Source organism: Rhizobium sophoriradicis, from assembly GCF_003939025.1.
Classification (GTDB): Bacteria; Pseudomonadota; Alphaproteobacteria; order Rhizobiales; family Rhizobiaceae; genus Rhizobium; species Rhizobium sophoriradicis.
Window position 1 is genome coordinate 398,646 of sequence record NZ_RQIH01000002.1, and the last position, 22,068, is coordinate 420,713.

The window sequence follows — 22,068 nt, forward strand, 5'->3', positions numbered from 1 at the left end:
CTCAAGCCTCCGGAGCCACGTAACGCGGGAAGACCGGCGTCGGCGCCTCGAGCGGCGTTCCGGCGATCAGGCGGCCGGCCTCGCCGAGGGCGGCAAAATCGCGCTTGTCGGCAGGCGCAGCCACGAGATCGAGCAGTTTGCCCGATGAGTCCGGCATGAACGGCTGCAACAGGATGGCGATCTGGCGCACGACTTCGGCGGTGACGTAAAGCACCGTACCCATGCGCTCCGGATCCGTCTTTTTCAGCGCCCACGGCGCCTGGCCGGCGAAATAGCGATCGGTATCGGAAACGACGGCTATGATCGAGGCAAGCGCCCGGTGAATCTGCTGCTTGCCCATGTCTTCGCGCGTCGACGCGTGCAGCGCGTCGACCTGCGCCAGCATCGCCTTGTCCTCGTCGGTCAGCGGCCCGCATTCCGGGATTTTGCCGTCACAGTTCTTGACGATCATCGACAGCGAGCGGCTGGCGAGATTGCCGATGCCGTTGGCGAGGTCGGAATTGATGCGGATGCCGATCGCCTCTTCGCTGTAGCTGCCGTCCTGGCCGAAGGACACTTCGCGCAGGAAGAAGTAGCGCACCTGATCGAGACCGAAATGGTTCACCAGATTGACGGGATCGACGACATTGCCGAGCGACTTCGACATCTTCTCGCCCTTGTTGAGCAGGAAGCCGTGGGCAAAGACCCGCTTCGGCAGCGGCAGCTTCGCCGACATCAGGAAGGCCGGCCAGTAGACGGCATGGAAGCGGATAATATCCTTGCCAATGATGTGCACATCGGCGGGCCAGTACTTCGCCCGCGGGCCGTTCCTGTCCTCGATATAACCTGTGGCGGTGATGTAGTTGGTCAGTGCGTCCACCCAGACATACATGACGTGGGACGGATCGTTCGGCACTTTGATGCCCCAGTCGAAGGTCGTGCGCGAGACCGACAGGTCCTTGAGGCCCGATTTGACGAAGGAGATCACCTCGTTCCGGCGCTCGGCCGGACCGATGAAATCGGGATTGGCCTCGTAATGCGCCAGCAGCTTCTCCTGGTATTCGGAGAGCTTGAAGAAATAGCTTGCCTCTTCCACCCACTCGACCGGCGTGCCCTGCGGGCCGTAGCGCACACCGTCGGCGCGCAGTTCCGTCTCGTTCTCCTGGTAATAGGCCTCGTCGCGCACCGAATACCAGCCGGCATAGCTGTCCTTGTAGATGTCGCCATTGTCGGCCATCAGCTTCCAGATATTCCGCGAGGTCTCGTGATGACGCTCCTGCGTGGTGCGGATGAAGTCGTCATTCGAGGCGTTGAGCAGCGTCGCCATCGCCTGGAATTCGCCGGAGTTGCGGTCGGCGAGCGCCTGCGGTTCGATTCCTTCGGCGCGCGCTGTCTGCTGCATCTTTTGGCCGTGTTCGTCGGTGCCGGTCAGGAAGAAGACATCCTTGCCGTCCAGGCGCTGGTAGCGCGCCATCGCATCCGTCGCGATCAGCTCATAGGCATGGCCGATATGCGGCTTGCCGTTGGGATAGGAAATCGCGGTGGTGATGTAGAAGGGTGTCTTGTCTGTCATGGCGGCCAATGTCCGGCTTACTCTATAAAAATGGTCAGCCGCTCTTAGCGCATGTCACCGACAAGCGAAACATCAAGTTTTGGCGCCTTCGATGATTTCCGGGACACCGTCGTGAACTTGACTCGGCTTCGCACGCAATTTACCGGTCGTCCCAAAGAGGGCGGGACAGAACGAAGTGCCAGTTTTCATCTACCGGGATAGTCGTGGTCGCGCGCCGTCGGGGGCGCTTGCTTGACATTCGAGCCGCTCTATTCGCTTTCCGGCCTGTTCGTCGGCGCGCTTGTGGGCATCACCGGCGTTGGTGGCGGTTCGCTGATGACGCCGCTGCTGGTGCTGCTCTTCGGCGTTCATCCCGCAACCGCGGTCGGCACCGATCTCCTCTATGCGGCGATCACCAAGACGGCGGGCACTGCCGTGCACGGCATGCATGGACGGATTAACTGGAAGATCGTCGGCAGCCTTGCCGCCGGCAGCGTGCCGGCCGCCGTGCTGATGCTCTGGCTGTTGGCCGGCGTCGATCGCAAAAGCATCGGCGTGACCAACACCATCACGGTTGCGCTCGGCTGGCTGCTTGTCATGACCGCGATCATGCTGGTCTTCCGCGGTTCCATATTGGAATTGGCGCGCCGCGCCATCGGCGATCGCACACCGCCGCGGCCCACAACCATTCTGATCCTCACCGTCATTCTCGGATTCTGTCTCGGCGTCTTGGTCACGCTGACTTCGGTCGGCGCGGGTGCGCTCGGTGTGACGATCCTGCTGGTCCTCTATCCCAGGCTCAATGTGCGTGAGATCGTCGGGTCCGACATTGTTCACGCAGTTCCGCTGACCCTGATCGGCGGCATGGGCTATTGGCTCATCGGCGAGATCGACTGGGCGATGCTGTTTGCCCTGCTCATCGGCTCGATCCCCGGCATCATCATCGGCAGCCTTTTGGCGCCGAAGCTGCATGAACGCACGATCCGCATCGTCCTGGCCGCCACGCTCGCCGTCGTCGCCGGCAAGCTCTTGACCGGCTGATCAGCCATCAGAATTCGAATACATTTCGCCCGGAAGTGTGCAGCGGTTCCGGGACAACGACATGCATAAAAACAAAAAGCTAAAGCGCGTCGCATGAATCAAATTCGATGCGGCGCGCTTTAGAGGCCCGGCTGCTTGATATCGGAGAGAATGCTGATGATCGTCTGCTTGCGGTCGAGATTATAGGCATCCGAAATGGTGAGCCGCTCGGTGATCTCGGAATAGAGCCGCGCCAGACGTTCGGCAGCAGCGATCTGCCCCTCACCCGCTGCCACACGCGCACGATTCATGATGTCGTCGCCGACATGGCTGACGAAGAAATCGAAAATCGTGTCGCTTTCCTTTCCCGACAGCGCATCGGCCAGCCGGTGCATCGCCTTGCGGGCCGCCGGCCCTTCGGCCGAAAGCACCTCGCCATAGGCCGCAATGATCTCTCCGCCGCCATAGTTCAAGAGCTTCAGTGCTTCGCCGACGCTGCCCTTGGCCGCCGCAAGCACCGCCCCGCCCTCTCCCGATATGCCGAGATGGTCAAGGGCTGCCGCCAGCGCATCGTCCGAAAGCGGCGACAGTTTCAGCGGCAGGCAGCGCGAGCGGATCGTCGGCAGCAGCCGACCCGGCGCATGCGACATCACCAGAAACAGCGCCCGCTTCGGCGGTTCCTCGAGGATTTTTAGAATAGCGTTGGCCGCATTGCGGTTCATGTCGTCGGCCGGGTCGATGATGACGATCCGCCAGTTGCCGGTGCCTGACGTCTGCGAGAAGAACTTGCCGGCGCGGCGCACCTCGTCGACTGTTATCGCCGATTTCACCTTGCCGGTCTTTTCGTCCACCGGCCGCGCGAGATGCAGGAGATTGTGCGAGGCGCCGGAGACGATCTGCCGGCTGACGGCGGAGTCAGGATGCGGATCACCGATCGTCTCGGGCGCAGTCTCGGGATCGGGATACGAGAGCACGTGGTTGGCGAAACGGAAAGCGAGCGTCGCCTTGCCGATGCCCTCCGGCCCTTCGATCAGGATGGCGTGATGGCCTTTGCCAGATCGGTAGGATTGCGCAAGGAAGGCCTCCGCCTCCTCATGGCCGAATAATCTGGTGTTCTCGGCGGGCCAGATGGCGCCGTCGAGCAGTCCCGGCCTCTCCTCACTCATAATGGACTTCACTCATGATGGGCGGCTTCCGGCATTCGGGCGCGGTCTGCGGGCGACTTGAGCTGCTTGACGATCGCCAGGATCTCGGCCGCGATCGCCTCTTCCGTCTGCATGGCGTTGATCACGCGGCAGCGCTCCGGCTCGCGCGCGGCAATATCGAGAAAGGCTTCGCGCCGTTTCTCGTGGGTTTCGAGCCGCTCCTTCTCGAATCGGTCGGGCGCTTCGGCAGCGCTGCGCTTCTGCGCCCGCTCCAGGCCGACCTTTGCGGGAATGTCGAGTATCAAGGTGCAATCCGGCACGACGCCATTGATGGCGATGCGCTGCAGCGTCTCGATAAAATCGGGTTCAAGGTTGCCGGTGATCCCCTGATAGACGCGGGAGGAATCCATGAACCGGTCGCAGAGCACGATCTTGCCGGCAGCAAGCGCCGGCCGGATCACCTCTTCGACATGGTCGTTGCGCGCAGCGGCAAAAAGGATCGCCTCCATCCGGGTGCCGAAGGCCTCGGCAGCCCCCGACAAAAGCACGTGGCGCACAGCCTCGGCGCCGGGCGACCCGCCCGGTTCCCGCGTCACCAGCACCTCGTGACCTTCGCCCTTCAGCGCCTCCGCGAGGCGGCGGATCTGCGTGGATTTGCCCGCGCCTTCCCCGCCTTCAAACGTAACGAACAATCCCGTACCGGATGACAATGACAGCTTCCCGCATTCCCGGCGCCGCACGCGCGCGCCCTGCCTCTTCTATCTATCCGAAGACATCGAGAAGGAAAACCTTTCGCCGCGGCGACATAATCACCTTCCCCGGCAAATTGTATCAGAAGGCTGGGCGCTCAAGTCCAGAACATGTGGCGTGCGACACTGGACAATCGCTTCAGCCGGGCGCGGACTTTTCCCAGAGCCAGGAGAAGAACAGCGATTCGCCGAGTTCCAGCATGGCATCGACCGCGCGGCTGCTGAGCGAGCCTTCGCCAACCGCCTGTGCCGTATAGAGCGGAACTTCCCTGAGAAGCCGGCTGCCGGCGAAAATCCTGAGCGTGCCGGCCTGATAATCCGGCGGCACCGGCGCTGTCAGCGGCCAGCGATAGACGATGCGCGCCGACAGCCGGTCGGGGTTGCTGACCGGAATATAGACGCTGACCGGCGCTTTGGCGATCAGATCGACGGTGCGCGCTGTGCCGCCATAAACGCTGGCTGCGCCGATCACTTCATGCTCGGCGAAAATCTGCCGGTTCTCGAAGGCCGTCAGACCCCATTCAAGCACACGCTTGGCCTCTTCCGTCCGCTCCTTGTCGGAGGCGATTCCGGCAAGCGCCAGAAACAGCCGCCGGCCGTCACGCTGGACCGAGGCAACGATCGAATACCCCTCACCCTCTGTAAAGCCCGTCGCAAGTCCGTCAGCGCCGAGATCGAGCCCGAGCAGCGGGTTGCGGTTGCGCTGGAAGATCTTGTTCCACTCGAAATCGGGCAGGGCAAAATAGGGATAGAGATTGGGATAGGATTGCTGGAGGGCGGCGGCAAGCGTCACCATTTCGCGCGCCGTCACCTTGCTCTTACCATCCGGAAGGCCGGTGGAATTGCCGAAAACCGCCTTGTCCATGCCGATTTCGCGGGCGCGGCGCGTCATCGATTCGGCGAATTGCTGCTCGCTTCCGGCCATACCCTCGGCGAGGATGATGCAGCTGTCATTGGCACCCTGGATGGCGACGCCCTTGATCAGATCCTCGACGCGCACACGCGATTTCAGGGCGGCGAACATGGTGGCCGTCCGCGACGGCGCGCCGCCGGTGCGCCAGGCATATTCGGAAACCGGATATTCGGTGTCGAGCGTGATCTGGCCCTTGGTCACCGCATCGAAGACGAGGTTCATCGTCATCAGCTTGGCAAGCGAAGCCGGCGAAAAACCCTGATCCTCGTTCTTGGCGAGAAGCACCGTGCCGGTGGACGCCTCGATCATATAGGCCTGCGCCGCCTTGGTGGCGAAACCGGCAGCACCCCCATCGGCTGCCTGCGCGCCTGCGGCGAGCGGCATCAGGCATGCAAGAGCAACGGCAGCTAAAGTCAGGAGCGGTTTTACGTCCGGAATTGCAGAAAGACAAAAGGTTAGAGCGGCTCTGCGCTTCGGTGAAAAGCGCAACCGCTCTAGAGGGCGAAGCACAGGCCTCAGCATCGCAATTCCCATCGGTCAACGGCAGTTTTGAGAAGGTTAGAGCGCGGCGAAATCCGATGCAATCGCGATGCTCAGCGCGCCGCGGATTTTGCCTGCTGTCGCTTGGCCGAGGCAAGGATCGAGGCCTGCGTCAGCCCGTCATTGCGCACCATCACCGCGTCGAAAGCGAGATCGACGGTCACCGTCTTCACGTCCTCGTTCTGATAGCCGAGCGCGAGGGAAGGCTGGGAGCCGCCGTAGGGCCGCTCATAGGGCATGGGACCGATCTCCGGCAGCACGACCATCTGTTCGAAGGCCGGCGCGGCGTTTGCGGACGGTGCCGGTGGCGCCACCAGAACATGGGCGCCGGGGGCAAGCGCGGGCGTCGCATTGTAGCGCACGCTCGGCGTCGAACCGGCAAAGGAGGTCGCCGACATCGGCACCGGCACCTTGGCCGGCTGCGCCTGGTAATCTTCGGCGCTCTGCAGCTGATCGCGGGTGATCTTGCGGCTGTTGGAGGCAACCATGACGCCGCTTGCAATCTGCCCTTCCGGATTGACGCCGGGAATGCGGCTGCCCTTCGGTACGTAGGAAGCCATCAGATAGGGCATATCGTGGCCGTCCATGCGGGCGCGTCCGACATATTGCACACGCACCTTGCCGGTGCCGCTGTGCTGCAGATCCAGCATATTGGCGGTCTTGTTGGAAAGATCAATGATGCGGCCTTCATGATAGGGACCGCGATCGTTGACGCGCACGATGACCGACGAGCCGTTCTCGACATTGGTGACGCGAGCATAGCTCGGCAGCGGGAAAGTCGGATGCGCGGCGGAAAGATGCATCTGGTCGTAGACTTCGCCGTTCGCCGTGAGGCGTCCATGAAAGGCCGAACCATACCAGGAAGCGATGCCGACCTTGCTATAGGAGAAATCTTCCTTCGGATAATACCATTTACCCTTCACCACGTAAGGATTGCCGACGATGTAGCGGCCGCCGCCCTTCGGGATGTTGTTGCCGGTGGCGACGCGGGGGCTGGCCTTCACGCCATATTCGGATTCGGAGAAATATTCTTTGCCATGGGCTTTTTTCTTCGGCACGGCCTGTGTCGTGCCGCATGCAGCAACCGTCGCACACATCGCCGATATCGCCAGCCACCGCGCTGTCGTTGCGAAAGACGCCGCCCCGTATCCCAATGTCATATGTCCCACGCCGCTCAAAGATCATTATGGTTAAGGAACTTTGCCCCACACTGGGCCAATACGCCTTATCCCCGCCCGCCTAACGAGGCTTTAATCTTGTTAAGTTCGTGGCAAATTTGCGAACGTTTTCCCAGCGATAGCAACAATTCCATTGATTATGGTTTATAAGTTGCTAACGCCGCAGCTCCTCCCCTGCTCTCCCATTGCCGCAATCGGGCTCGAAATGAGCGTGCCGATGCGAGACATTGCCTAGACCCGCCGCCTGCTCTTGAAAGGGCAGGACGTACCGGATCGACACGCAGGAGACCGTTGTCGAATGCGGTTACGCAGCTATTCCTCAAGCGCCCGATGAGGCGTGATACCTCTCCCCATAGTAGTGGATTTCCTTCCGTGATCTCCCGCATAGGTGCGTATGACAGCCCAGGTACGGGCTCCCGCTCCCTTAGCGCGTGTAGTTTGTTGCTTGACTCAAAGTGGAGTAGAAAGTTTATTTGCGACGTTCGGGTGGTAGCCCGGCGTCCTTTCCACGCTCATCTTTAGGGAGACGAGCTATGGCAAATCACAAACCAGCAGTGCCTGACGTGTCGATCCACGACTACGCACCAGCGGAAGCCATTGAAGGAAACCTTCTCGACAACGCCTCAGATTCCGACGGCGACCTGCTTCAGGTTCAATTCGTCAACGGAATAAGAATTCCCAACAAGGCGGGTGAAGCAGGCTATCTGACCATCGAGGGTGAACACGGAACGCTGACGATCTGGAGCAACGGCAGCTATAGTTACACGGTCAGTGATCCCGCAAGCCTTGAGTCCGGCGAAGTCTTCGCCGAAAAATTCTCCTTCAAGATCTCCGATGGAAAAGGCGGCACCGATGTCGCCAGTCTCAACATCGGCGTGCATGCGCCGCCGCAAGGGCTGTATTCCATCGATTTCGAAAACGCTCCGACGGAATATCCCGGGCAGCCGGATATCGCTTCGGGCTATGGTGGTTTCAGGTTTGGCGACAAGCTCGACGGCAATCTGTGGACGGTCGCCGAATCCGGCGGCAACGAATACGTCGTCACCAACCCCTACAATCCTTTCTTCGACCGCGTTGACGGCAAGCTCTTCACGATCGAGGGTGTCGACGTCGCGACTGTCTTCGACCCGGCCTATCAAGGTGTCGATGCGCTTGTGACGTTCGAAGGCTATATCGGCGGCAACAAGGTGAGCGAGATGTCGCTAACGGTCTATGGGGACACCATTGGCGATGGCCAGCACATTTCGCTGGAAGCCTTGGGAGCAGTCGATTTCATCCGCTTCGATATTCAGCCCGATGTAGAGCCGACGGGCTTTCCGCAGCTCGCATTTGACAACTTCACCGTCCTGGTCTGACGACGGCAGAGAGAAGCGGCTGTCGAAGCCGCTTCTCTGCAGAACAAGTTGACGCTGCGGTCAAAGCTGCTAAAAAGCCGGCCTGTGAGTGAATGGGCAGCAAATCGGCAGAAACCACCGATGCACCAGAAATCCAGCAACGGAATTTCTTTGGGCTTCTCAATTACTTGGAAGAGTGTCCGAGTGGTTTAAGGAACCGGTCTTGAAAACCGGCGTGCGGGAAACCGTACCGTGGGTTCGAATCCCACCTCTTCCGCCAGTTTCCATTTTCATGTGCCAGCGTTCTGCCGCCCGAATAAGCGGTCTTTGGGGCGTGCCGTTAAGAGATCGAGTGCAGGCGGCGAGAGAAAACGGCGGCTCCGCCGTTTTCTGCAGCGATAATCCTCATGTCGAAAAGAAAGCCGCCGGACTTGCCGCAGCCTAGTCGCTTACGGCCGTTATTCCAGAACGACGACGGCTTCGACCTCGAAGAGCATCGGGTCTATTGCAAGTTTGGGAACCGGGACAAGGGTCTGCGCCGGCAGCGCCGCGCCGAAGGTTTCTTTGACGTTTCTGGTCAGTACTTCGAGCTTGGACATGTCGTGATCGACCACGAAAACAGTAAGCTTGGCGACCTGATCCGGCCTTGCGCCGAGCCCATCGAGAGCGGCGCGCAGATTTGCGTAGGCCTGCTTAACCTGGGCGGCGAAGTCCGGCGACAAGGCGCCGCTGCTGTCCTGGCCACCCTGTCCTGAAATAAAGGCCAACCTGGCGCCGCGCGGTGCGATCACCGCCATGCTGTAGCCGTTCGGCGTCGGGTCGTAGAGGTTTTTCGGATTGACGATGGTTGGCTTGAGGTCGCCCGCATTCGCCGTCGTCGCAGTGGAAATTCCCGTGGTCATGATGATCAGCCCTCCGATAAGCAGATTGATGGTGTGTGACATGATTTTCTCTGGCCGTGCGGACTGCGAGCAACGTCGCCCGCGGTCTCCGGTTGAATTTTCGTTCGATCGTCGCATAATTGACTCGTACAAGGTACGATCAAATCGCATCGTACGTTGTACGAGTCAATCGGGCGGAGTCGACATTCGTAGCTTTGTCGGCTTAAAACGACCTTCAGATCATTTAGGAAGGACGCATGGCAGCCAAAGGCGGCGGCGCTCAGGGTAAACGGCCTCAACGGCAAGCTGGGTCGGTCCCGTCCATGCAGCAGGCGGGCAGTGAACCGGCGCTATCGATCGAACGGATCGTGGCGACCGCGGTCGAATTGCTGGATGCCGAAGGTGTCGACGGATTGAAGATGCGCCGCCTGGCCGATCGCCTCGGCGCGGGCGCGATGAGCCTCTACTGGCACGTCGACAACAAAGAGGAAGTCTTTGATCTGGCGCTCGACGCAGTGCTCGAATATCGCGGGCCGCCGCAAAGGATCGAGGCTGCCGACTGGCGTGGTGCAATCTTTCACATGCTGGAGGACTGGCGCGCCAGCATGCTCCGCCATCCCTGGTCGGCATCGCTGCTGCCGCGCCGGGCACTCGGCCCGAACATCCTCAATCGTCTGGAACTGCTGGGCAGGATTCTATCCGGAGCCGGCGTCGCAGAGGCAGATTTGAACGGCGCGATATGGTCGCTCTGGAACTATGTGATCGGCGCGACCATCACCCGGGCGAATTTCGACCTTTCCGACGACGACATGGCCGCCGCGCAGCAGCGCCTTGCTCATCTCAGCGAAAAATATCCGACGATCGAGCGTGCTCGTCTGCTGCTGGATAATGATTGGGACGGCGCTTTCAGGAAAGGTCTGGATTTCCTGCTTGACGGGCTCGTGCCAAGACAATGAACCGGGCTCGGCCTTCCAGTTGATCAGCACTCTTGGTCCGAAGCTTTGACCATGATCCCGGTTTGATTGAGATTGCCCAGGACCGGCGCCGGCCATGACTTCGCTTCGCCCGACTGCCCGATGAAATGATCGAGGACTGAAGGTGTGAGGAGCCCTCACGATAACAGCGAGTAGACCCAGACGCCGATAGAACCCCAGAAGATCACCGGCGTCAGTATCATTCCTACAACGATAAATTTCGTCACGGCTATAAAACTCCGCAATTCCGCCCCGCCGCGAGAACCTATTGCAGCAACCAAGCGTTTGGTATCGGCACGAAGTCCGGGTCTGATCGGACCTTGGTCTCAGTTTTGCAGAGGCGCCAATTAAGGCCGGCCAGAAGCGTGCATGGCCGACGCCTGGGCTTATGACGGCATCAGAGCTGCGAACGAAACGTTCAGCCGTGCGATAAGGCGCTCTTTTCGGGCGTGGAATTCGAGGATCGAATGCAGCCGGCGGGTGAAATCGGCGGTATCGCCGTTTTCGTCAGCGATCGCTTTCAGGTCGATGAGAAGGCTGGTTGCTTTGTCGTAGCCGGAAGCGTTGCGGTGTTCGATCTCGACCTCGACCTCGCGCCAGACATGATCGCCCCGCTCTATGATGGCGTTCAGCCGGGCGGATGTCGTCGGCTGCAGCCACTTTTTCCCTTGGCGATACCCTGATCCACTGTTTCTTGCGGCGCCATATCCTCGGCCTATATTCGTTGAGAATATCGGTTGTGTTTCGTGAATCCGGCGGGATAGAATGGCAAACCACGAGAGGTGAGCAGTGCGATGAAACTGGGCTGGCAGCCACGGAAATGGCTCGAGAAAAAGACCAAGCGAGGTGTACGCAGCTATCCCATCGGTACGATCGCTTACTATGGTCCCGACAATCGCCGAGCCACGAAGGCGGCCGTCAGCATCATCCTGGCGCCGCATGCGGAGCCGGCCGACCTGCGCCGATGGTTTGCTGAAACCGGTGATCTCAGGACGGACGAAACCATTGTCGCTGAGATCGTGGCATTCCTGCGCGAGAATGACGTGAAATCAGTGGCGGCGATGGATGGGATCATCGGCTGCCCTCACGAAGAGGGAATCGACTATCCGCTTGGTGAGGACTGCCCGGCTTGCTCATATTGGAAGGGGCGAAACCGCTGGAGCGGCAAGCTCGAAGCGAGTTGAATTCCCGACGGCCTGTGCTCGATAAATCCGTTCAGCGCACCGCAGGCTGCCGTGCTCTGCCGCCCCTCGCCGCGGTTGACTATCCCCCGTCGCCGTGATTTTGCGTCTCGCATCATCAAGCGAGGACATCATGGCCGACGACATCAACATAAGGGACAGCAACGGAAGCCAGCTTCACGACGGCGATTCGGTGACGCTGATCAAAGACCTCAAGGTCAAGGGCACCTCGGAGACGCTGAAGCGTGGAACCCTGGTCAAGGGCATTCGCCTGACCGACAATCCCGGTGAGATCGAGTGCAACACCAAGCAGGTAAAAGGGCTCGTGCTCAGAACGGAATTTCTGAAGAAGGCATAGATTGCTCACCCCGGCGATCCCTGAGCGTCCTTTACGGCACTTCCTCGGTAATCACCTCGAAGCGAGAAAGTGTGGCCGGGCCGAATGCCGTCGACATGGCGACGTCGGTTGCGTCGCGGCCGGTCGCCATCAATATTCTGCCGATGCGCGGGGTGTTGTGGCGGGCATCGACCGTATGCCAGTGGCCGCCGAGAAAGACCTCGAACCAGGCGCTGAAATCCATGGGATTGGGATCGGCTGGAACGCCGATATCGCCGAGATAACCCGTGCAATATCTGGCAGGAATATTCATGCATCGGCAAAGCGCCATGGCGAGATGCGCAAAGTCGCGGCAGACGCCGCTCTTGTCGGTGAAGCCGCCATGCGCGGTTCTGAGAACGTCGGCCTTCTGATAATCGAAGGTGATGTGATTGTGGACGAAATCGCTGATTGCCTGCACGCGCGCCCAGCCGAGCGGTGTCGACGAGAAGGTTTCCCAGGCGAAATCCGAAAGCCTGTCGATGTCGCAGTAACGGCTGCCGAGCAGGAAGACGAGTACCTCGTCCGGCAGGTCCTTGATCGCGTGCTGTACGGCCTCGGTCGGCACGGTATCGGGTTGCCCTGTATCGTAGATCTCGAACTCGGTCGAAATCGTCGTCAGCCCCGGCGGAGCGACGATCCGGCTGCAGGCGTTGCCGAAACTGTCGGTATATTCCCAGGCGTCGATCGGCCGATCGAATGTCAGGACCTGCTCGCTCAGAAGATCGGCGCGACGCGAGGGGTGAATGTTGAGGACCAGCAGCATCGGAGTCGGCTGGATGCATTCATAGCCCAGATGAAACCCGGCGCGTATCTTCATTGCGGTTTCCTCGTCCTCCCCCTGCATGGGTGGAGGTGAGTATGGAACGCCGATCGCGCTGCCCGGTTCCGCCGACCGCGGCTATCGTCCGGCGCCGATCCAGCATCGCCGGCTGGCAATCGACCGCTACCCCTCATTGATCCATGGCTGCTGCGTGGTCACGTTGACCTGCACCGTCATGCTGTCGAAATCCGACCCGTTTCCGTCATAGCTGCCGCTCAAAGGAACTGCCTGGCGCGGATCACGGGCAACGGCCACGCGAATGAGATCGCGGTTGCCGACGATGCCGTTGGTCGGATCGAATTCCGCCCAACCGGCCCCGGGAAGATAGACCTGGCACCAGGCATGCGTGGCGCCGCCGCCGAGCACCGTGGAGCCGTCCCGATCGGGAACGTAAACATAGCCGCTGACGAAACGCGCTGCCAGGCCGAGCGTGCGGGCAGCCTCCATCATCAGAAGCGCGAAATCCCGGCACGTGCCGGAGCGAAGATGCAAGGTCTCAAGCGGTGCCTGCGTCCCGTGTTCGTGGCGCCGCGCATAAACGAAGCTTTCCCGAATGGCATAACAGAGCGTCATCAGCAGGTGCCCGGTCTCGGTCGGGTGCCCCAGGCGCACAAACCGGCGCGCCCAGCGGCCGATCTCATCGCCCGGATCGGGATAATGGCGCTGCATCGCCGGCGCGAGATCGGCGATTTCGTCCTTGTCGTAGGAGAAGGGATAGGTGAGCGCCGCCTCGTCGATTCGAATATCCGGGGCGAACTGGGGTGTATGGTCGAGCGTGATCCAGGTTTCGAAGCGAAGCTCGGCCGACGGCCGCGAAAAATCGACGAGCGCCACGCAATTGCCGAAAACATCATGGATCCAGCGCACATGACTTTGCTCCGGGTAGGTCGTCAGCGACGCCTCGATCAGCCGCTGGTCGAAACTGTCGCGCGGCCGGAACATCAGGCGATGCTCGCCGAAATCGACCTCCCTGCGGTATCGATAGGCCGTGATATGGCGGACCGTAAAAATCGTCATGGCCCGCCACCGGGTGATCTATTCACCTTACTGCTCCCAAGATGGCGACTCCGTCTTCTCATGAAGCGCCCTTCCCGCTTCCCCGCATATCCCGATTTCTTGTCATATAAGCAGGTTTGAAAGATTGCTATTGTACTTTGACCGATCGACGGCAGAGCCGTCCAACCTAAGAGGATACCATGCATATCATCTGGGACGTTCTGACGCTTCTGCTGACCATCGGTTCGCTCTATGGCGGTCGCGAATATCGGATTATTCGCGCCCGCGCTCGCGCTCAGAATTGGGGCAACTTTTGAACCCCATCCTGGCGGTCGCGGCCGGAATCTGTCGGTCGCGGTTACGTCGAATGACGCAAGGCCATACGCTTAAGGAAATGCTGTATTAGTCGGGGCGGTTTCCATCCGTCCATTCTCTCTGTTATGCCAAGCCCGCCTCACCCCAGGCGGGCTTTTTCATGCAAGCTTGGCCGCTCGGTGACGGCGCGCATTTCGCTGCTGCCCTTACTTCTTGGCACCGGCCGAAAGCACCCGATGCGTCGCGTTGTCCATTGCGTGGCTGGCCTCCTGTCCATCCTTCTTCAATCCGTACGCGGTATTGCCGCAGGCGGAAAGCGTGAGCAGGCAGAGGCAGGCAAAGGCGACAGCAGCTTTTGACATCGAGTTTTTCCTTGATAGAGGCGAACTCCCGGAAAAATGATGCAGTCGGCGCCAAAATCAATCCGCCGCATCAGGACATGAAAGCGGGCTCTAGCCGAAGAGTTTAAGCACCCGCGCCAAATCGGGGTACATTCTGGCGCCCATTCCACAATGGTCCAGCTTATGCCAGGTAAAAACTCCACGAAATGACGCATTGTTTGACATTGGCGAGAGCACCACCAGTAAGCGGTGTATATTTACTTCGAATCATAATACATCGGTGGTATTTATAATTTTACTTAAATATCGCACTTAACTACTTATTAACAATAATCTTGCGTCGACCGCACTTAGGCTTATTCTTTACTCAATAGGGGAGAGGAAAGAATGTTTAGCAAAAGCCTGATCATGCCTTTCGGCTTCGCAATGCTTGCTGTAGCCGGCCTGCTGTTCCAGCTGATGGCCTACCTGCTGGAGGCGCCGGTTACCCTGCTTCAGCCATAATCGACTAAGTTCCTCCAGGAGTGGAACTTTCTGCGGTTTCGTGCTTACTTGCGAGTCGGTTTACCAGGAGGGATTACCATGGAAGGCGTGGGTTGGATTGCAGCCATCATCATCGGCGGCATCGCCGGCTGGCTGGCGGAAAAAGTCATGAGCAGCAGCATGGGCGTGCTCATGAACATATTGCTTGGCATCGTCGGCGCGATCGTCGCCAACTGGATCCTCGGTCTTTTGCACATTCAACCGCTGGCCGGCTGGCTGGGTTACCTGATCACCGGCTTCGTCGGTGCCTGCCTTCTGATTTTCATCGGCCGCGCCATCCGCCGCTGAGGGCCCGGATATAACTATTTAGACACGACTGGCCGGGCGCGCCTTGCGTCCGGCTTTTTCTGTTCCGAATTCCGTGTCAGCGGCGGCTCAGCAGGCCGAAAACATAGGCGATGCCCGCCGTCACCGCGAGCGCCATGATCGGTTCTTCGCGAACCTTGTCGCGCAGCCGTTCCGTCATCAGCGAAGCTTCGTCCGTAACCACCGACTTCGCGCCCTGTCCCAGCGACCGCACACTGTCCGTGAGTCTGGACAGATCTTCACGGAGTGCCGTGACCTGGGCCGACAGATCGTCTGCTGCGATATCCGCCTTGACGCGCGCAGCGGTGGATTCGGCGGAAGCGGTTTTCAAATCTGCCATGGTCTGCTCCTGTTTCATGGGATGCCGCTTCAACGAAATGGCGGCCCGAAAGGTTCCGCCGAAGCCGATCTTTTGTTTGCCGTCAACGCCTTGCGCCGCCACCGCCGCTCTGCGCAGCTTTTCGCGTGACAACCCTTCATTTCCTGTCGGGTTTGTTCTAAGGAACGTCGAATGTCTGCCCGCGCGCGGGTCAATGAATACTGCGAGGTTTGCGTTTCCATGTTCCATTTTCTGAGAAGAGCCGCTCAGACCTGGGTTGCCAAGCTGCTCCTGCTTCTCTTGGTCGCCTCCTTCGGCGTCTGGGGCGTATCGCGCGAGCTGATATCAGGCGGCAACAGCACCACGGTCGTGACCGTCGGCGATCAGCGTGTCGATGTGAACGAATTCCACCTCGCCTATCAACGTCAGGTGGCAAGCCTCGGCCAGCAATTCGGCATGCGCCTCACGCCGGAACAGGCCCGCGCCTTCGGCGTCGAACAGCAGGTCCTCTCTCAGCTCATCGCGGGCGCTTCGCTCGACCAGCTCGCCGCAGACATGAATCTCGGCCTGTCCGAGGATCGCCTCGCCCAACTGATCGGCGATGATCCGGCGTTCAAGGCCGTTAACGGCCAGTTCGACCGCGACCTGTTCGTCTCGCGCCTGCGCAATGCCAACATCCGCCAGGACGATTACATCCAGGAGCGCAGCAAGGTCGCCGTCCGCAGCCAGATCGTCGATGCGGTTTCCAACGGCTTCACCGCGCCGAAGACGCTGGTCGACGCAATGAAGCTTTATGGCGGTGAAAGCCGCAGTGTCGATTATCTCTTGCTGACCAACGCCAATATCGAACCGATCAAGGCGCCGGCCGACGACGTGCTGGCCTCCTGGTTCGAGGGCGTCAAGCAGCGTTACCGCGCGCCGGAATATCGCAAGATCGCCTATCTGAAGCTGCAGCCGGCCGACATCGCCGATGCCGCGACGGTCACCGACGACCAGGTGCGCGAGGCATTCGACAAGGGCAAGGATAGCTACCGTACACCCGAAAGCCGCACCATCGAGCAGCTGACCTTCACCAGCAAGGATCTTGCCGCCGCCGCCGAAACCGCGCTGAAGAGCGGTACCAGCTTCGATCAGCTGGTCTCCGACCAGGGCAAGACGGCAAGCGACGTGCTGCTCGGCGAATTCACCAAGGACAAGGTTCCCGATCAGGCCGTTGCCGAAGCCGCCTTTGCGGTTTCCAAGGATGGTGGCACGACGCCGGTTGTCGACGGTTCCTTTGGTCCCGTCATCCTGCGCATCACCAACATCAAGGCGGAAACGGTGAAGAATTTCGACGAGGTGAAGGAGGAGATCCGCAAGCAGCTGGCCCTTTCCAATGCCTCTCAGGAAGTGATCAACGTTCACGACCAGATCGAGGATCTGCGCGCCGGCGGCGCCACGCTTGAAGATATCGCCAGCCAGCTGAAGCTCAACGCCGTCACCATCGACGCCGTCGACGCGACCGGTGCCGACAAGGACGGCAAGGAGGTCAAGGATATCCCCGTCAAGCAGCAGCTGCTCGGCGAAGCGTTCAAGACCGAGGTCGGCGTCGATGCGCCGCCGCTTCCGATCGGCAATGACGGCTATGTCTGGTTCAATGTCCGCGAAATCACGCCGGACCGTGACCGCCCGATCGCCGAAGTGCGCGAGAAAGCCGTCGAGGACTGGACGGCGGAGCAGCAGAAGGCCGAACTCGCCAAAAAGGCCGACGAATTGAAGGCCCAGGCGCAAAAGGGCACCGCCCTTGCCGACATTGCGACGCCACTCGGCATCGCCGTCGAAAGCAAGAGCGGCATCACCCGCTCCACCGACGATCCGGTTCTGGGCCGCGCCGGCGTCAAGGCCGCCTTCTCCGGCCCTCTCGACACGGTGGCGAGCGCTGTCGGCGCCGATCCCTCGACCCAGATCCTGATGAAGGTCACCGAGGTCAACAGCCAGCCGACCGGCGACGTGCTGAACAACCGCGATGCCCAGCTCACCGCCCTGGCCAACGCCGCCGGCGATGATATCCTCGATCAGATGGTCAACCTGCTGCAGACGCAGTACGGCGCTGAAGTCAACCAGACGCTCGCCGAACAGACGGCGGCCCGCTAGAACAGGATGATTTTAGGCCAGGTCGGCTTAAAATCTGAATCCCGTTCCGAATTCAACAGTTAGAGCATGATGTCCGCCGAAGGTCGCTCACAGTTTTCGGCGTCATGCTCTGGGAGGTTTTATGTCCGATCTGAAACCGTTCCTGGCCAAGGCCGCAAGCCGCGAGCCGCTGACGCGTGACGAGGCGCGCGCCGCCTTCGACATCCTGATGTCGGGCCAGGCCACACCTTCGCAGATCGGCGGCTTCCTGATGGCGCTGCGCGTGCGCGGCGAAAGCGTCGACGAGATCGTCGGCGCCGTCACCACCATGCGGTCGAAAATGCTGACCGTCGAGGCGCCGGCCGATGCCATCGACATCGTCGGCACCGGCGGCGACGCCAGCGGCACCTACAATATTTCGACGCTGGCGGCGCTGATCGTTGCCGGCGCCGGTGTGCCGGTGGCAAAGCACGGCAACCGGGCGCTGAGTTCGAAATCCGGTGCGGCGGATAATCTGTCGGCCCTTGGCGTCAATATCGATGTCGGTCCCGAGATCATTTCCCGCTGCATTGCGGAGGCTAGCGTCGGCTTCATGTTCGCGCAGCTTCATCATGCCGCCATGCGCCATGTCGGCCCGTCCCGCGTCGAACTCGGCACCCGCACGATCTTCAACCTTCTGGGGCCGCTCTCCAATCCGGCCGGTGTGCGCCGCCAGCTGCTTGGTGTCTTTTCGCCGCAGTGGCTGGTGCCGCTGGCCGAAGTCATGCGCGACCTCGGATCCGAATGCGTCTGGGTGGTCCATGGCGACGGTCTCGACGAGATCACCACAACCGGCATCACCAAGGTTGCAGCCCTCGAAGACGGCAAGATCCGCACCTTCGAACTGTCGCCGGCCGACTTCGGCGTCAGCCCCTGCGTGCTCGCCGATATCAAGGGCGGCGATGGTATCGCCAATGCCGCAGCACTTCGCGAGGTTCTTAGCGGCGCGAAAAATGCCTACCGCGATGTCTCTCTGGCCAATGCCGCCGCCTCGCTTGTCATCGCGGGCAAGGTCGAAACGATCCGCGACGGCATGACCCTTGCCGCGCATTCGCTCGATAGCGGCGCCACGGCGCTCGCTCTCGACAAACTCATCGCCGTTTCCAACGATATCGATTAGGATTGCCGGATGAGCGATATCCTGAAGAAGATCGAACTCTACAAGCGCGAGGAAATCGCTGCCGCCAAGGCGACGGTGTCGCTGGCTGACCTGAAGGCGATGCAGGCCGGGCAGTCGGCGCCGCGCGGTTTTTACCAGGCGCTTACGGCCAAGCGTGAGGCTGGCCATTTTGGGCTGATCGCCGAGATCAAGAAGGCAAGCCCGTCCAAGGGCCTCATCCGTCCGGATTTCGATCCGCCGGCGCTGGCAAAGGCCTACGAAGCCGGCGGCGCAGCCTGCCTTTCCGTGCTCACCGATACGCCGAGCTTTCAGGGTGCGCCGGAATTCCTGACGGCGGCACGGGCCGCCTGCGCCCTGCCCGCTTTGCGCAAGGACTTCATGTTCGAGACCTATCAGGTCCATGAGGCCCGCGCCTGGGGCGCCGATTGCATTCTGCTGATCATGGCGTCGCTCACCGATGACGAGGCGGAGCGTCTGCAGGACGAAGCTTTTTCGCTTGGTATGGATGTTCTGGTCGAGGTTCACGACGCGCCGGAAATGGAACGCGCGCTGAAGCTCTCTTCACCGCTTATCGGCATCAACAACCGCAACCTCAGGACTTTCGAAGTCAGCCTGACCGTCAGCGAGACGCTTGCCTCCCTGGTTCCTGATGATCGGTTCCTCGTCGGCGAAAGCGGCATCTTCACCCATGCAGATTGCAAGCGCCTGCAGGCCGCCGGCATCAATAGCTTCCTGGTCGGCGAAAGCCTGATGCGCAAGGACGACGTGACGGCCGCCACCCGCGCGCTGCTCATTGGCGAAGCGGCAATCGCGGCCGAATAAGATGAGCGGCGGAAAGCCCGGCCTCACCCATATCGACGCGTCAGGCGAGGCGCATATGGTCGATGTTTCCGCTAAGGCCGAGACGGTGCGCGCCGCCACCGCCGAAGGCCATGTGAAAATGGCGCCGGAAACGCTCGCGCTGATTCGCCAGGGCAATGCCAAGAAGGGCGATGTGATCGGCACGGCCCGGCTTGCCGGCATCATGGCCGCCAAACAGACCGCCAATCTGATCCCGCTCTGCCATCCTCTGATGCTGACGAAGGTCACCGTCGAGATCGCGGAAGATGCGACCTTGCCCGGTCTGCGCGTCACGGCAACCGCCAAGCTGACCGGCAAGACCGGCGTTGAGATGGAGGCGCTGACCGCCGTCTCCGTCGCATGTCTGACGATCTACGATATGGCCAAGGCCGCCGACAAGGCAATGGAGATCGGCGGCATTAGGCTGCTCGAAAAATCCGGCGGAAAATCCGGCGATTTCCGTCATCCGGAGGCGAGATGAACCTTCTCCCCGTCACCGAGGCGCAAAACCGCCTGCTCTCTCGGGCTAAGCCGGTCGCAGAATCCGAAACGCTGCCGCTCGCCGAAGCAGAGGGCCGGGTCCTGGCCGTCGATCTGACGGCGGGCCTGACGCAGCCACCATTCAATGCGTCGGCGATGGACGGCTATGCGCTGCGCCGTGACGACGCGCCGGAGCCGGGTGCTGTGCTGAAGGTCATCGGCACCTCGGCCGCCGGCCACGGCTTCGAGGGAACCGTCAGCCACGGCGAAGCCGTCCGCATCTTCACCGGCGCGCCGGTTCCGCAAGGCGCCGACAGCGTCCTGCTGCAGGAGGATGCGGAGAAGATCGAAGGCGGCATCCGAACCAATTTTCCCGTGCGGCAGGGACAGCATATCCGTCCCCGTGGCCAGGATTTTGTCGAAGGCGAAGCCGTGCTTTCTGCCGGAACGGTGATCGATTTCTCGCGGCTGACGGTCGCAGCCGGCATGAACCGGCCCGACGTCGAGGTGCTCCGGCGCCCGCTGATCGCCATCCTGGCGACCGGCGACGAATTGCTGCCGCCGGGAAGCACACCCGGCCATTCGCAAATCATCGCGTCCAACACCTTCGGTATCGCAGCCCTTGCCCGCAAAGCCGGCGCCGATGTGCTCGACCTCGGCATCGTCCCGGATGACAAGGCCAGGATCACCGCGGCGATCGACACGGCGCGGGGAGCCAAGGTCGATGTCATCGTCACGCTCGGTGGCGCCTCGGTCGGCGATCACGATCTGGTGCAGCCGACGCTGATCGAGGCCGGCATGCAGCTGGATTTCTGGCGCATTGCCATGCGTCCCGGCAAACCGCTGATGGTCGGCAGCTTCGGTGAGACCCATGTGCTCGGCCTGCCCGGCAATCCGGTCTCGAGCCTCGTCTGTTCGCTGCTCTTCCTGGAACCGCTGATCCGCAAGCTCGCCTCCCTGCCGCCGGCACGGCGCGAGGCGACGATGGAGGCAGCCGTCCCGCTGCGCGCCAATGACCATCGGCAAGACTATATCAGGGCAAAACTGTCGAAGTCCGCCGCCGGGACTTGGCTCGCCGAACCCTTCGACAAGCAGGACTCGTCGATGATGAAAACCTTCGCCCGTTCGGACTGCCTTATCATCCGCCCGCCGCATGCACCGGAATTGCCCGCTGGAGCACCCTGCCCGGTCATGCTGTTGCGGCCGGACCTTCTGGCTTAATTGCGTCTTTAAGCATCGCGGAAAGCGAAAAGACGCCCGCCTGCACCGCCTTGGCCGCCGATCCCGCCCCGAAATCCGCAACCCCATGGGTTGCGATTCGCGTAAGTTCCCCATGCGGCAGATGTGCGCGCTCGGGATCGCCGATCAACATCTCGATACCGGCTGCCTGGCAGCGCCGCAGGAAGGCCATTACCCGTAAAGCAAGTGAGGGATCGTAGAACAGGTCGCCCACCAAAAGGAGATCGATCTCCTCCGGCGGCGGCTCGTCGATGATATCGGCGGCGACCGCAACGATGCTCACACCGTTCACCGCCGCGTTGAGGCCGATCGCGGCAATGGCATTGGCATCGACATCAATCGCCGTCACGGCGGCAGCGCCGGCCTTCGCCGCCGCGATGGCGACGAGCCCGGAGCCCGCGCCGAGATCGAAGACACGGCGGCCGATAACCTTTTCCGGCCGATCGAGCAGGTGGCGGGCAAGCACGGCGCCGCCAGCCCAGGGATAGGCCCAGTAAGGCGGCGGATCGGCTTCTTCGCGGCCGGCAAGCCGCCAGAGCCCGCTCGCAGGCCCTGCCGTATGCAGCAGAATCTCGGGAATGGCCGGAACGGGTGAGATCGACAGATTGGCCTGGATGAAGGCGGCCGGATCGGGATGCGGCATGCCGGAGCTTTTCATCGTCATCCTCCCGATCCCATTTAGGCACAAGCAGTAGAAAATTGTCGCCCTAGGAGATCGCCGCCTGCCCCTCATCCGGCTGCCGCCACCTTCTCCCCGCGAGCGGGGCGAAGGG

Annotated in this window: 23 protein-coding genes and 1 tRNA gene; 13 read left to right on the forward strand and 11 right to left on the reverse strand. The window is 61.1% G+C overall.

Annotation, left to right across the window (positions count from 1 at the left end; all coding sequences use genetic code 11):
* Window position 1 precedes the first annotated feature (1 nt).
* Complete coding sequence (gene metG, locus EFR00_RS04295; RefSeq protein ID WP_077993626.1) at window positions 2-1,552, reverse strand: methionine--tRNA ligase; 1,551 nt, start codon at window positions 1,550-1,552, stop codon at window positions 2-4.
* Window positions 1,553-1,783: 231 nt separating this feature from the next.
* Here metG and EFR00_RS04300 point away from each other — a divergent pair, with 231 nt between their 5' ends.
* On the forward strand, window positions 1,784-2,572 hold the full coding sequence (locus tag EFR00_RS04300; protein WP_077993625.1) for a sulfite exporter TauE/SafE family protein: 789 nt from the start codon (window positions 1,784-1,786) through the stop codon (window positions 2,570-2,572).
* Window positions 2,573-2,691: 119 nt separating this feature from the next.
* On the opposite strand, the gene EFR00_RS04305 is transcribed toward EFR00_RS04300, so the two are convergent.
* From EFR00_RS04305 to EFR00_RS04320, 4 genes are all read right to left on the reverse strand, one after another.
* Window positions 2,692-3,717: a DNA polymerase III subunit delta' gene (locus tag EFR00_RS04305; protein WP_009997073.1), complete on the reverse strand. Its 1,026-nt coding sequence runs from the start codon at window positions 3,715-3,717 to the stop codon at window positions 2,692-2,694.
* An 8-nt stretch (window positions 3,718-3,725) separates the two neighbouring features.
* On the reverse strand, window positions 3,726-4,406 hold the full coding sequence (gene tmk / locus EFR00_RS04310; RefSeq protein WP_039619772.1) for a dTMP kinase: 681 nt from the start codon (window positions 4,404-4,406) through the stop codon (window positions 3,726-3,728).
* 178 nt (window positions 4,407-4,584) lie between these two features.
* Window positions 4,585-5,742, reverse strand: coding sequence for a D-alanyl-D-alanine carboxypeptidase family protein (locus tag EFR00_RS04315; RefSeq protein WP_009997069.1), 1,158 nt, complete (start codon window positions 5,740-5,742; stop codon window positions 4,585-4,587).
* A 209-nt stretch (window positions 5,743-5,951) separates the two neighbouring features.
* Window positions 5,952-7,058 carry a septal ring lytic transglycosylase RlpA family protein gene (locus tag EFR00_RS04320; protein WP_077993623.1) on the reverse strand — a complete coding sequence of 369 codons (1,107 nt, stop codon included), beginning with the start codon at window positions 7,056-7,058 and terminating at the stop codon, window positions 5,952-5,954.
* Between the two features lie 551 nt (window positions 7,059-7,609).
* Between EFR00_RS04320 and EFR00_RS04325 the strand changes: the two genes are divergently transcribed.
* The gene (locus EFR00_RS04325; protein ID WP_038688989.1) at window positions 7,610-8,431 is read left to right on the forward strand and encodes an Ig-like domain-containing protein; all 822 of its coding nucleotides are present in this window, start codon (window positions 7,610-7,612) and stop codon (window positions 8,429-8,431) included.
* 169 nt (window positions 8,432-8,600) lie between these two features.
* A tRNA-Ser gene (locus EFR00_RS04330) sits at window positions 8,601-8,690 on the forward strand.
* A 178-nt stretch (window positions 8,691-8,868) separates the two neighbouring features.
* Here the strand turns inward: EFR00_RS04330 and EFR00_RS04335 are convergent.
* The gene (locus EFR00_RS04335) at window positions 8,869-9,354 is read right to left on the reverse strand and encodes a RidA family protein (RefSeq protein WP_009987341.1); all 486 of its coding nucleotides are present in this window, start codon (window positions 9,352-9,354) and stop codon (window positions 8,869-8,871) included.
* 194 nt (window positions 9,355-9,548) lie between these two features.
* Here EFR00_RS04335 and EFR00_RS04340 point away from each other — a divergent pair, with 194 nt between their 5' ends.
* The 4 genes from EFR00_RS04340 to EFR00_RS04355 all read left to right on the forward strand — a co-directional run bounded on the left by EFR00_RS04340 (window position 9,549) and on the right by EFR00_RS04355 (window position 11,804).
* Entirely contained in the window at window positions 9,549-10,247 is a 699-nt protein-coding gene (locus EFR00_RS04340) for a TetR/AcrR family transcriptional regulator (protein WP_077993621.1), read from the forward strand.
* A 467-nt stretch (window positions 10,248-10,714) separates the two neighbouring features.
* Entirely contained in the window at window positions 10,715-10,948 is a 234-nt protein-coding gene (locus tag EFR00_RS32925) for a hypothetical protein (RefSeq protein ID WP_167482288.1), read from the forward strand.
* A gap of 111 nt (window positions 10,949-11,059) precedes the next feature.
* Entirely contained in the window at window positions 11,060-11,449 is a 390-nt protein-coding gene (locus tag EFR00_RS04350) for a hypothetical protein (RefSeq protein WP_009993553.1), read from the forward strand.
* Window positions 11,450-11,579: 130 nt separating this feature from the next.
* Window positions 11,580-11,804: an alkylphosphonate utilization protein gene (locus tag EFR00_RS04355; RefSeq protein WP_009993554.1), complete on the forward strand. Its 225-nt coding sequence runs from the start codon at window positions 11,580-11,582 to the stop codon at window positions 11,802-11,804.
* A gap of 31 nt (window positions 11,805-11,835) precedes the next feature.
* Here EFR00_RS04355 and EFR00_RS04360 read toward each other — a convergent pair whose 3' ends face one another.
* From EFR00_RS04360 to EFR00_RS04370, 3 genes are all read right to left on the reverse strand, one after another.
* Window positions 11,836-12,642 carry a transglutaminase-like domain-containing protein gene (locus EFR00_RS04360; RefSeq protein WP_077993618.1) on the reverse strand — a complete coding sequence of 269 codons (807 nt, stop codon included), beginning with the start codon at window positions 12,640-12,642 and terminating at the stop codon, window positions 11,836-11,838.
* A gap of 126 nt (window positions 12,643-12,768) precedes the next feature.
* Window positions 12,769-13,662 carry a transglutaminase family protein gene (locus tag EFR00_RS04365; protein WP_038689003.1) on the reverse strand — a complete coding sequence of 298 codons (894 nt, stop codon included), beginning with the start codon at window positions 13,660-13,662 and terminating at the stop codon, window positions 12,769-12,771.
* 500 nt (window positions 13,663-14,162) lie between these two features.
* Window positions 14,163-14,318, reverse strand: coding sequence for a hypothetical protein (locus tag EFR00_RS04370; protein ID WP_009995299.1), 156 nt, complete (start codon window positions 14,316-14,318; stop codon window positions 14,163-14,165).
* A gap of 561 nt (window positions 14,319-14,879) precedes the next feature.
* On the opposite strand from EFR00_RS04370, the gene EFR00_RS04375 reads away from it, so the two are divergent.
* Window positions 14,880-15,128, forward strand: coding sequence for a GlsB/YeaQ/YmgE family stress response membrane protein (locus EFR00_RS04375; protein ID WP_038689007.1), 249 nt, complete (start codon window positions 14,880-14,882; stop codon window positions 15,126-15,128).
* A 76-nt stretch (window positions 15,129-15,204) separates the two neighbouring features.
* Here the strand turns inward: EFR00_RS04375 and EFR00_RS04380 are convergent, their stop codons facing one another.
* On the reverse strand, window positions 15,205-15,486 hold the full coding sequence (locus EFR00_RS04380; protein ID WP_038692554.1) for a hypothetical protein: 282 nt from the start codon (window positions 15,484-15,486) through the stop codon (window positions 15,205-15,207).
* Window positions 15,487-15,705: 219 nt separating this feature from the next.
* Between EFR00_RS04380 and EFR00_RS04385 the strand changes: the two genes are divergently transcribed.
* From EFR00_RS04385 to EFR00_RS04405, 5 genes are all read left to right on the forward strand, one after another.
* Complete coding sequence (locus tag EFR00_RS04385; protein WP_077994069.1) at window positions 15,706-17,598, forward strand: peptidylprolyl isomerase; 1,893 nt, start codon at window positions 15,706-15,708, stop codon at window positions 17,596-17,598.
* A gap of 121 nt (window positions 17,599-17,719) precedes the next feature.
* The gene (gene trpD, locus EFR00_RS04390) at window positions 17,720-18,736 is read left to right on the forward strand and encodes an anthranilate phosphoribosyltransferase (protein WP_077993616.1); all 1,017 of its coding nucleotides are present in this window, start codon (window positions 17,720-17,722) and stop codon (window positions 18,734-18,736) included.
* Window positions 18,737-18,745: 9 nt separating this feature from the next.
* Entirely contained in the window at window positions 18,746-19,558 is an 813-nt protein-coding gene (trpC, locus tag EFR00_RS04395) for an indole-3-glycerol phosphate synthase TrpC (protein ID WP_077993614.1), read from the forward strand.
* 1 nt (window position 19,559) lies between these two features.
* Window positions 19,560-20,057 (forward strand): cyclic pyranopterin monophosphate synthase MoaC, encoded by a 498-nt coding sequence (gene moaC, locus EFR00_RS04400; protein ID WP_077993612.1) that lies wholly within the window; start codon window positions 19,560-19,562, stop codon window positions 20,055-20,057.
* Window positions 20,054-21,277: a molybdopterin molybdotransferase MoeA gene (locus EFR00_RS04405; RefSeq protein WP_077993610.1), complete on the forward strand. Its 1,224-nt coding sequence runs from the start codon at window positions 20,054-20,056 to the stop codon at window positions 21,275-21,277. The genes moaC and EFR00_RS04405 overlap by 4 nt, the downstream gene beginning before the upstream one ends.
* Here the strand turns inward: EFR00_RS04405 and EFR00_RS04410 are convergent.
* Window positions 21,246-21,953 (reverse strand): class I SAM-dependent methyltransferase, encoded by a 708-nt coding sequence (locus EFR00_RS04410; RefSeq protein ID WP_009992086.1) that lies wholly within the window; start codon window positions 21,951-21,953, stop codon window positions 21,246-21,248. The genes EFR00_RS04405 and EFR00_RS04410 overlap by 32 nt on opposite strands.
* Between the last annotated feature and the right edge of the window lie 115 nt (window positions 21,954-22,068).

Coding starts and splice junctions, on each gene's coding strand:
- moaC (WP_077993612.1), top strand. CDS start 19,560: ATGAGCGGCGGAAAGCCCGGCCTCACCCATATCGACGCGTCAGGCGAG.
- EFR00_RS04340 (WP_077993621.1), top strand. CDS start 9,549: ATGGCAGCCAAAGGCGGCGGCGCTCAGGGTAAACGGCCTCAACGGCAA.
- EFR00_RS04360 (WP_077993618.1), bottom strand. CDS start 12,642: ATGAAGATACGCGCCGGGTTTCATCTGGGCTATGAATGCATCCAGCCG.
- trpD (WP_077993616.1), top strand. CDS start 17,720: ATGTCCGATCTGAAACCGTTCCTGGCCAAGGCCGCAAGCCGCGAGCCG.
- metG (WP_077993626.1), bottom strand. CDS start 1,552: ATGACAGACAAGACACCCTTCTACATCACCACCGCGATTTCCTATCCC.
- EFR00_RS04380 (WP_038692554.1), bottom strand. CDS start 15,486: ATGGCAGATTTGAAAACCGCTTCCGCCGAATCCACCGCTGCGCGCGTC.
- EFR00_RS04335 (WP_009987341.1), bottom strand. CDS start 9,354: ATGTCACACACCATCAATCTGCTTATCGGAGGGCTGATCATCATGACC.
- EFR00_RS04375 (WP_038689007.1), top strand. CDS start 14,880: ATGGAAGGCGTGGGTTGGATTGCAGCCATCATCATCGGCGGCATCGCC.
- trpC (WP_077993614.1), top strand. CDS start 18,746: ATGAGCGATATCCTGAAGAAGATCGAACTCTACAAGCGCGAGGAAATC.
- EFR00_RS04370 (WP_009995299.1), bottom strand. CDS start 14,318: ATGTCAAAAGCTGCTGTCGCCTTTGCCTGCCTCTGCCTGCTCACGCTT.
- EFR00_RS04315 (WP_009997069.1), bottom strand. CDS start 5,742: ATGCCGCTCGCCGCAGGCGCGCAGGCAGCCGATGGGGGTGCTGCCGGT.
- EFR00_RS04350 (WP_009993553.1), top strand. CDS start 11,060: ATGAAACTGGGCTGGCAGCCACGGAAATGGCTCGAGAAAAAGACCAAG.
- EFR00_RS04365 (WP_038689003.1), bottom strand. CDS start 13,662: ATGACGATTTTTACGGTCCGCCATATCACGGCCTATCGATACCGCAGG.
- EFR00_RS04405 (WP_077993610.1), top strand. CDS start 20,054: ATGAACCTTCTCCCCGTCACCGAGGCGCAAAACCGCCTGCTCTCTCGG.
- EFR00_RS04320 (WP_077993623.1), bottom strand. CDS start 7,058: ATGACATTGGGATACGGGGCGGCGTCTTTCGCAACGACAGCGCGGTGG.
- EFR00_RS04325 (WP_038688989.1), top strand. CDS start 7,610: ATGGCAAATCACAAACCAGCAGTGCCTGACGTGTCGATCCACGACTAC.
- EFR00_RS04355 (WP_009993554.1), top strand. CDS start 11,580: ATGGCCGACGACATCAACATAAGGGACAGCAACGGAAGCCAGCTTCAC.
- EFR00_RS04385 (WP_077994069.1), top strand. CDS start 15,706: ATGTTCCATTTTCTGAGAAGAGCCGCTCAGACCTGGGTTGCCAAGCTG.
- EFR00_RS04410 (WP_009992086.1), bottom strand. CDS start 21,953: ATGAAAAGCTCCGGCATGCCGCATCCCGATCCGGCCGCCTTCATCCAG.
- EFR00_RS04305 (WP_009997073.1), bottom strand. CDS start 3,717: ATGAGTGAGGAGAGGCCGGGACTGCTCGACGGCGCCATCTGGCCCGCC.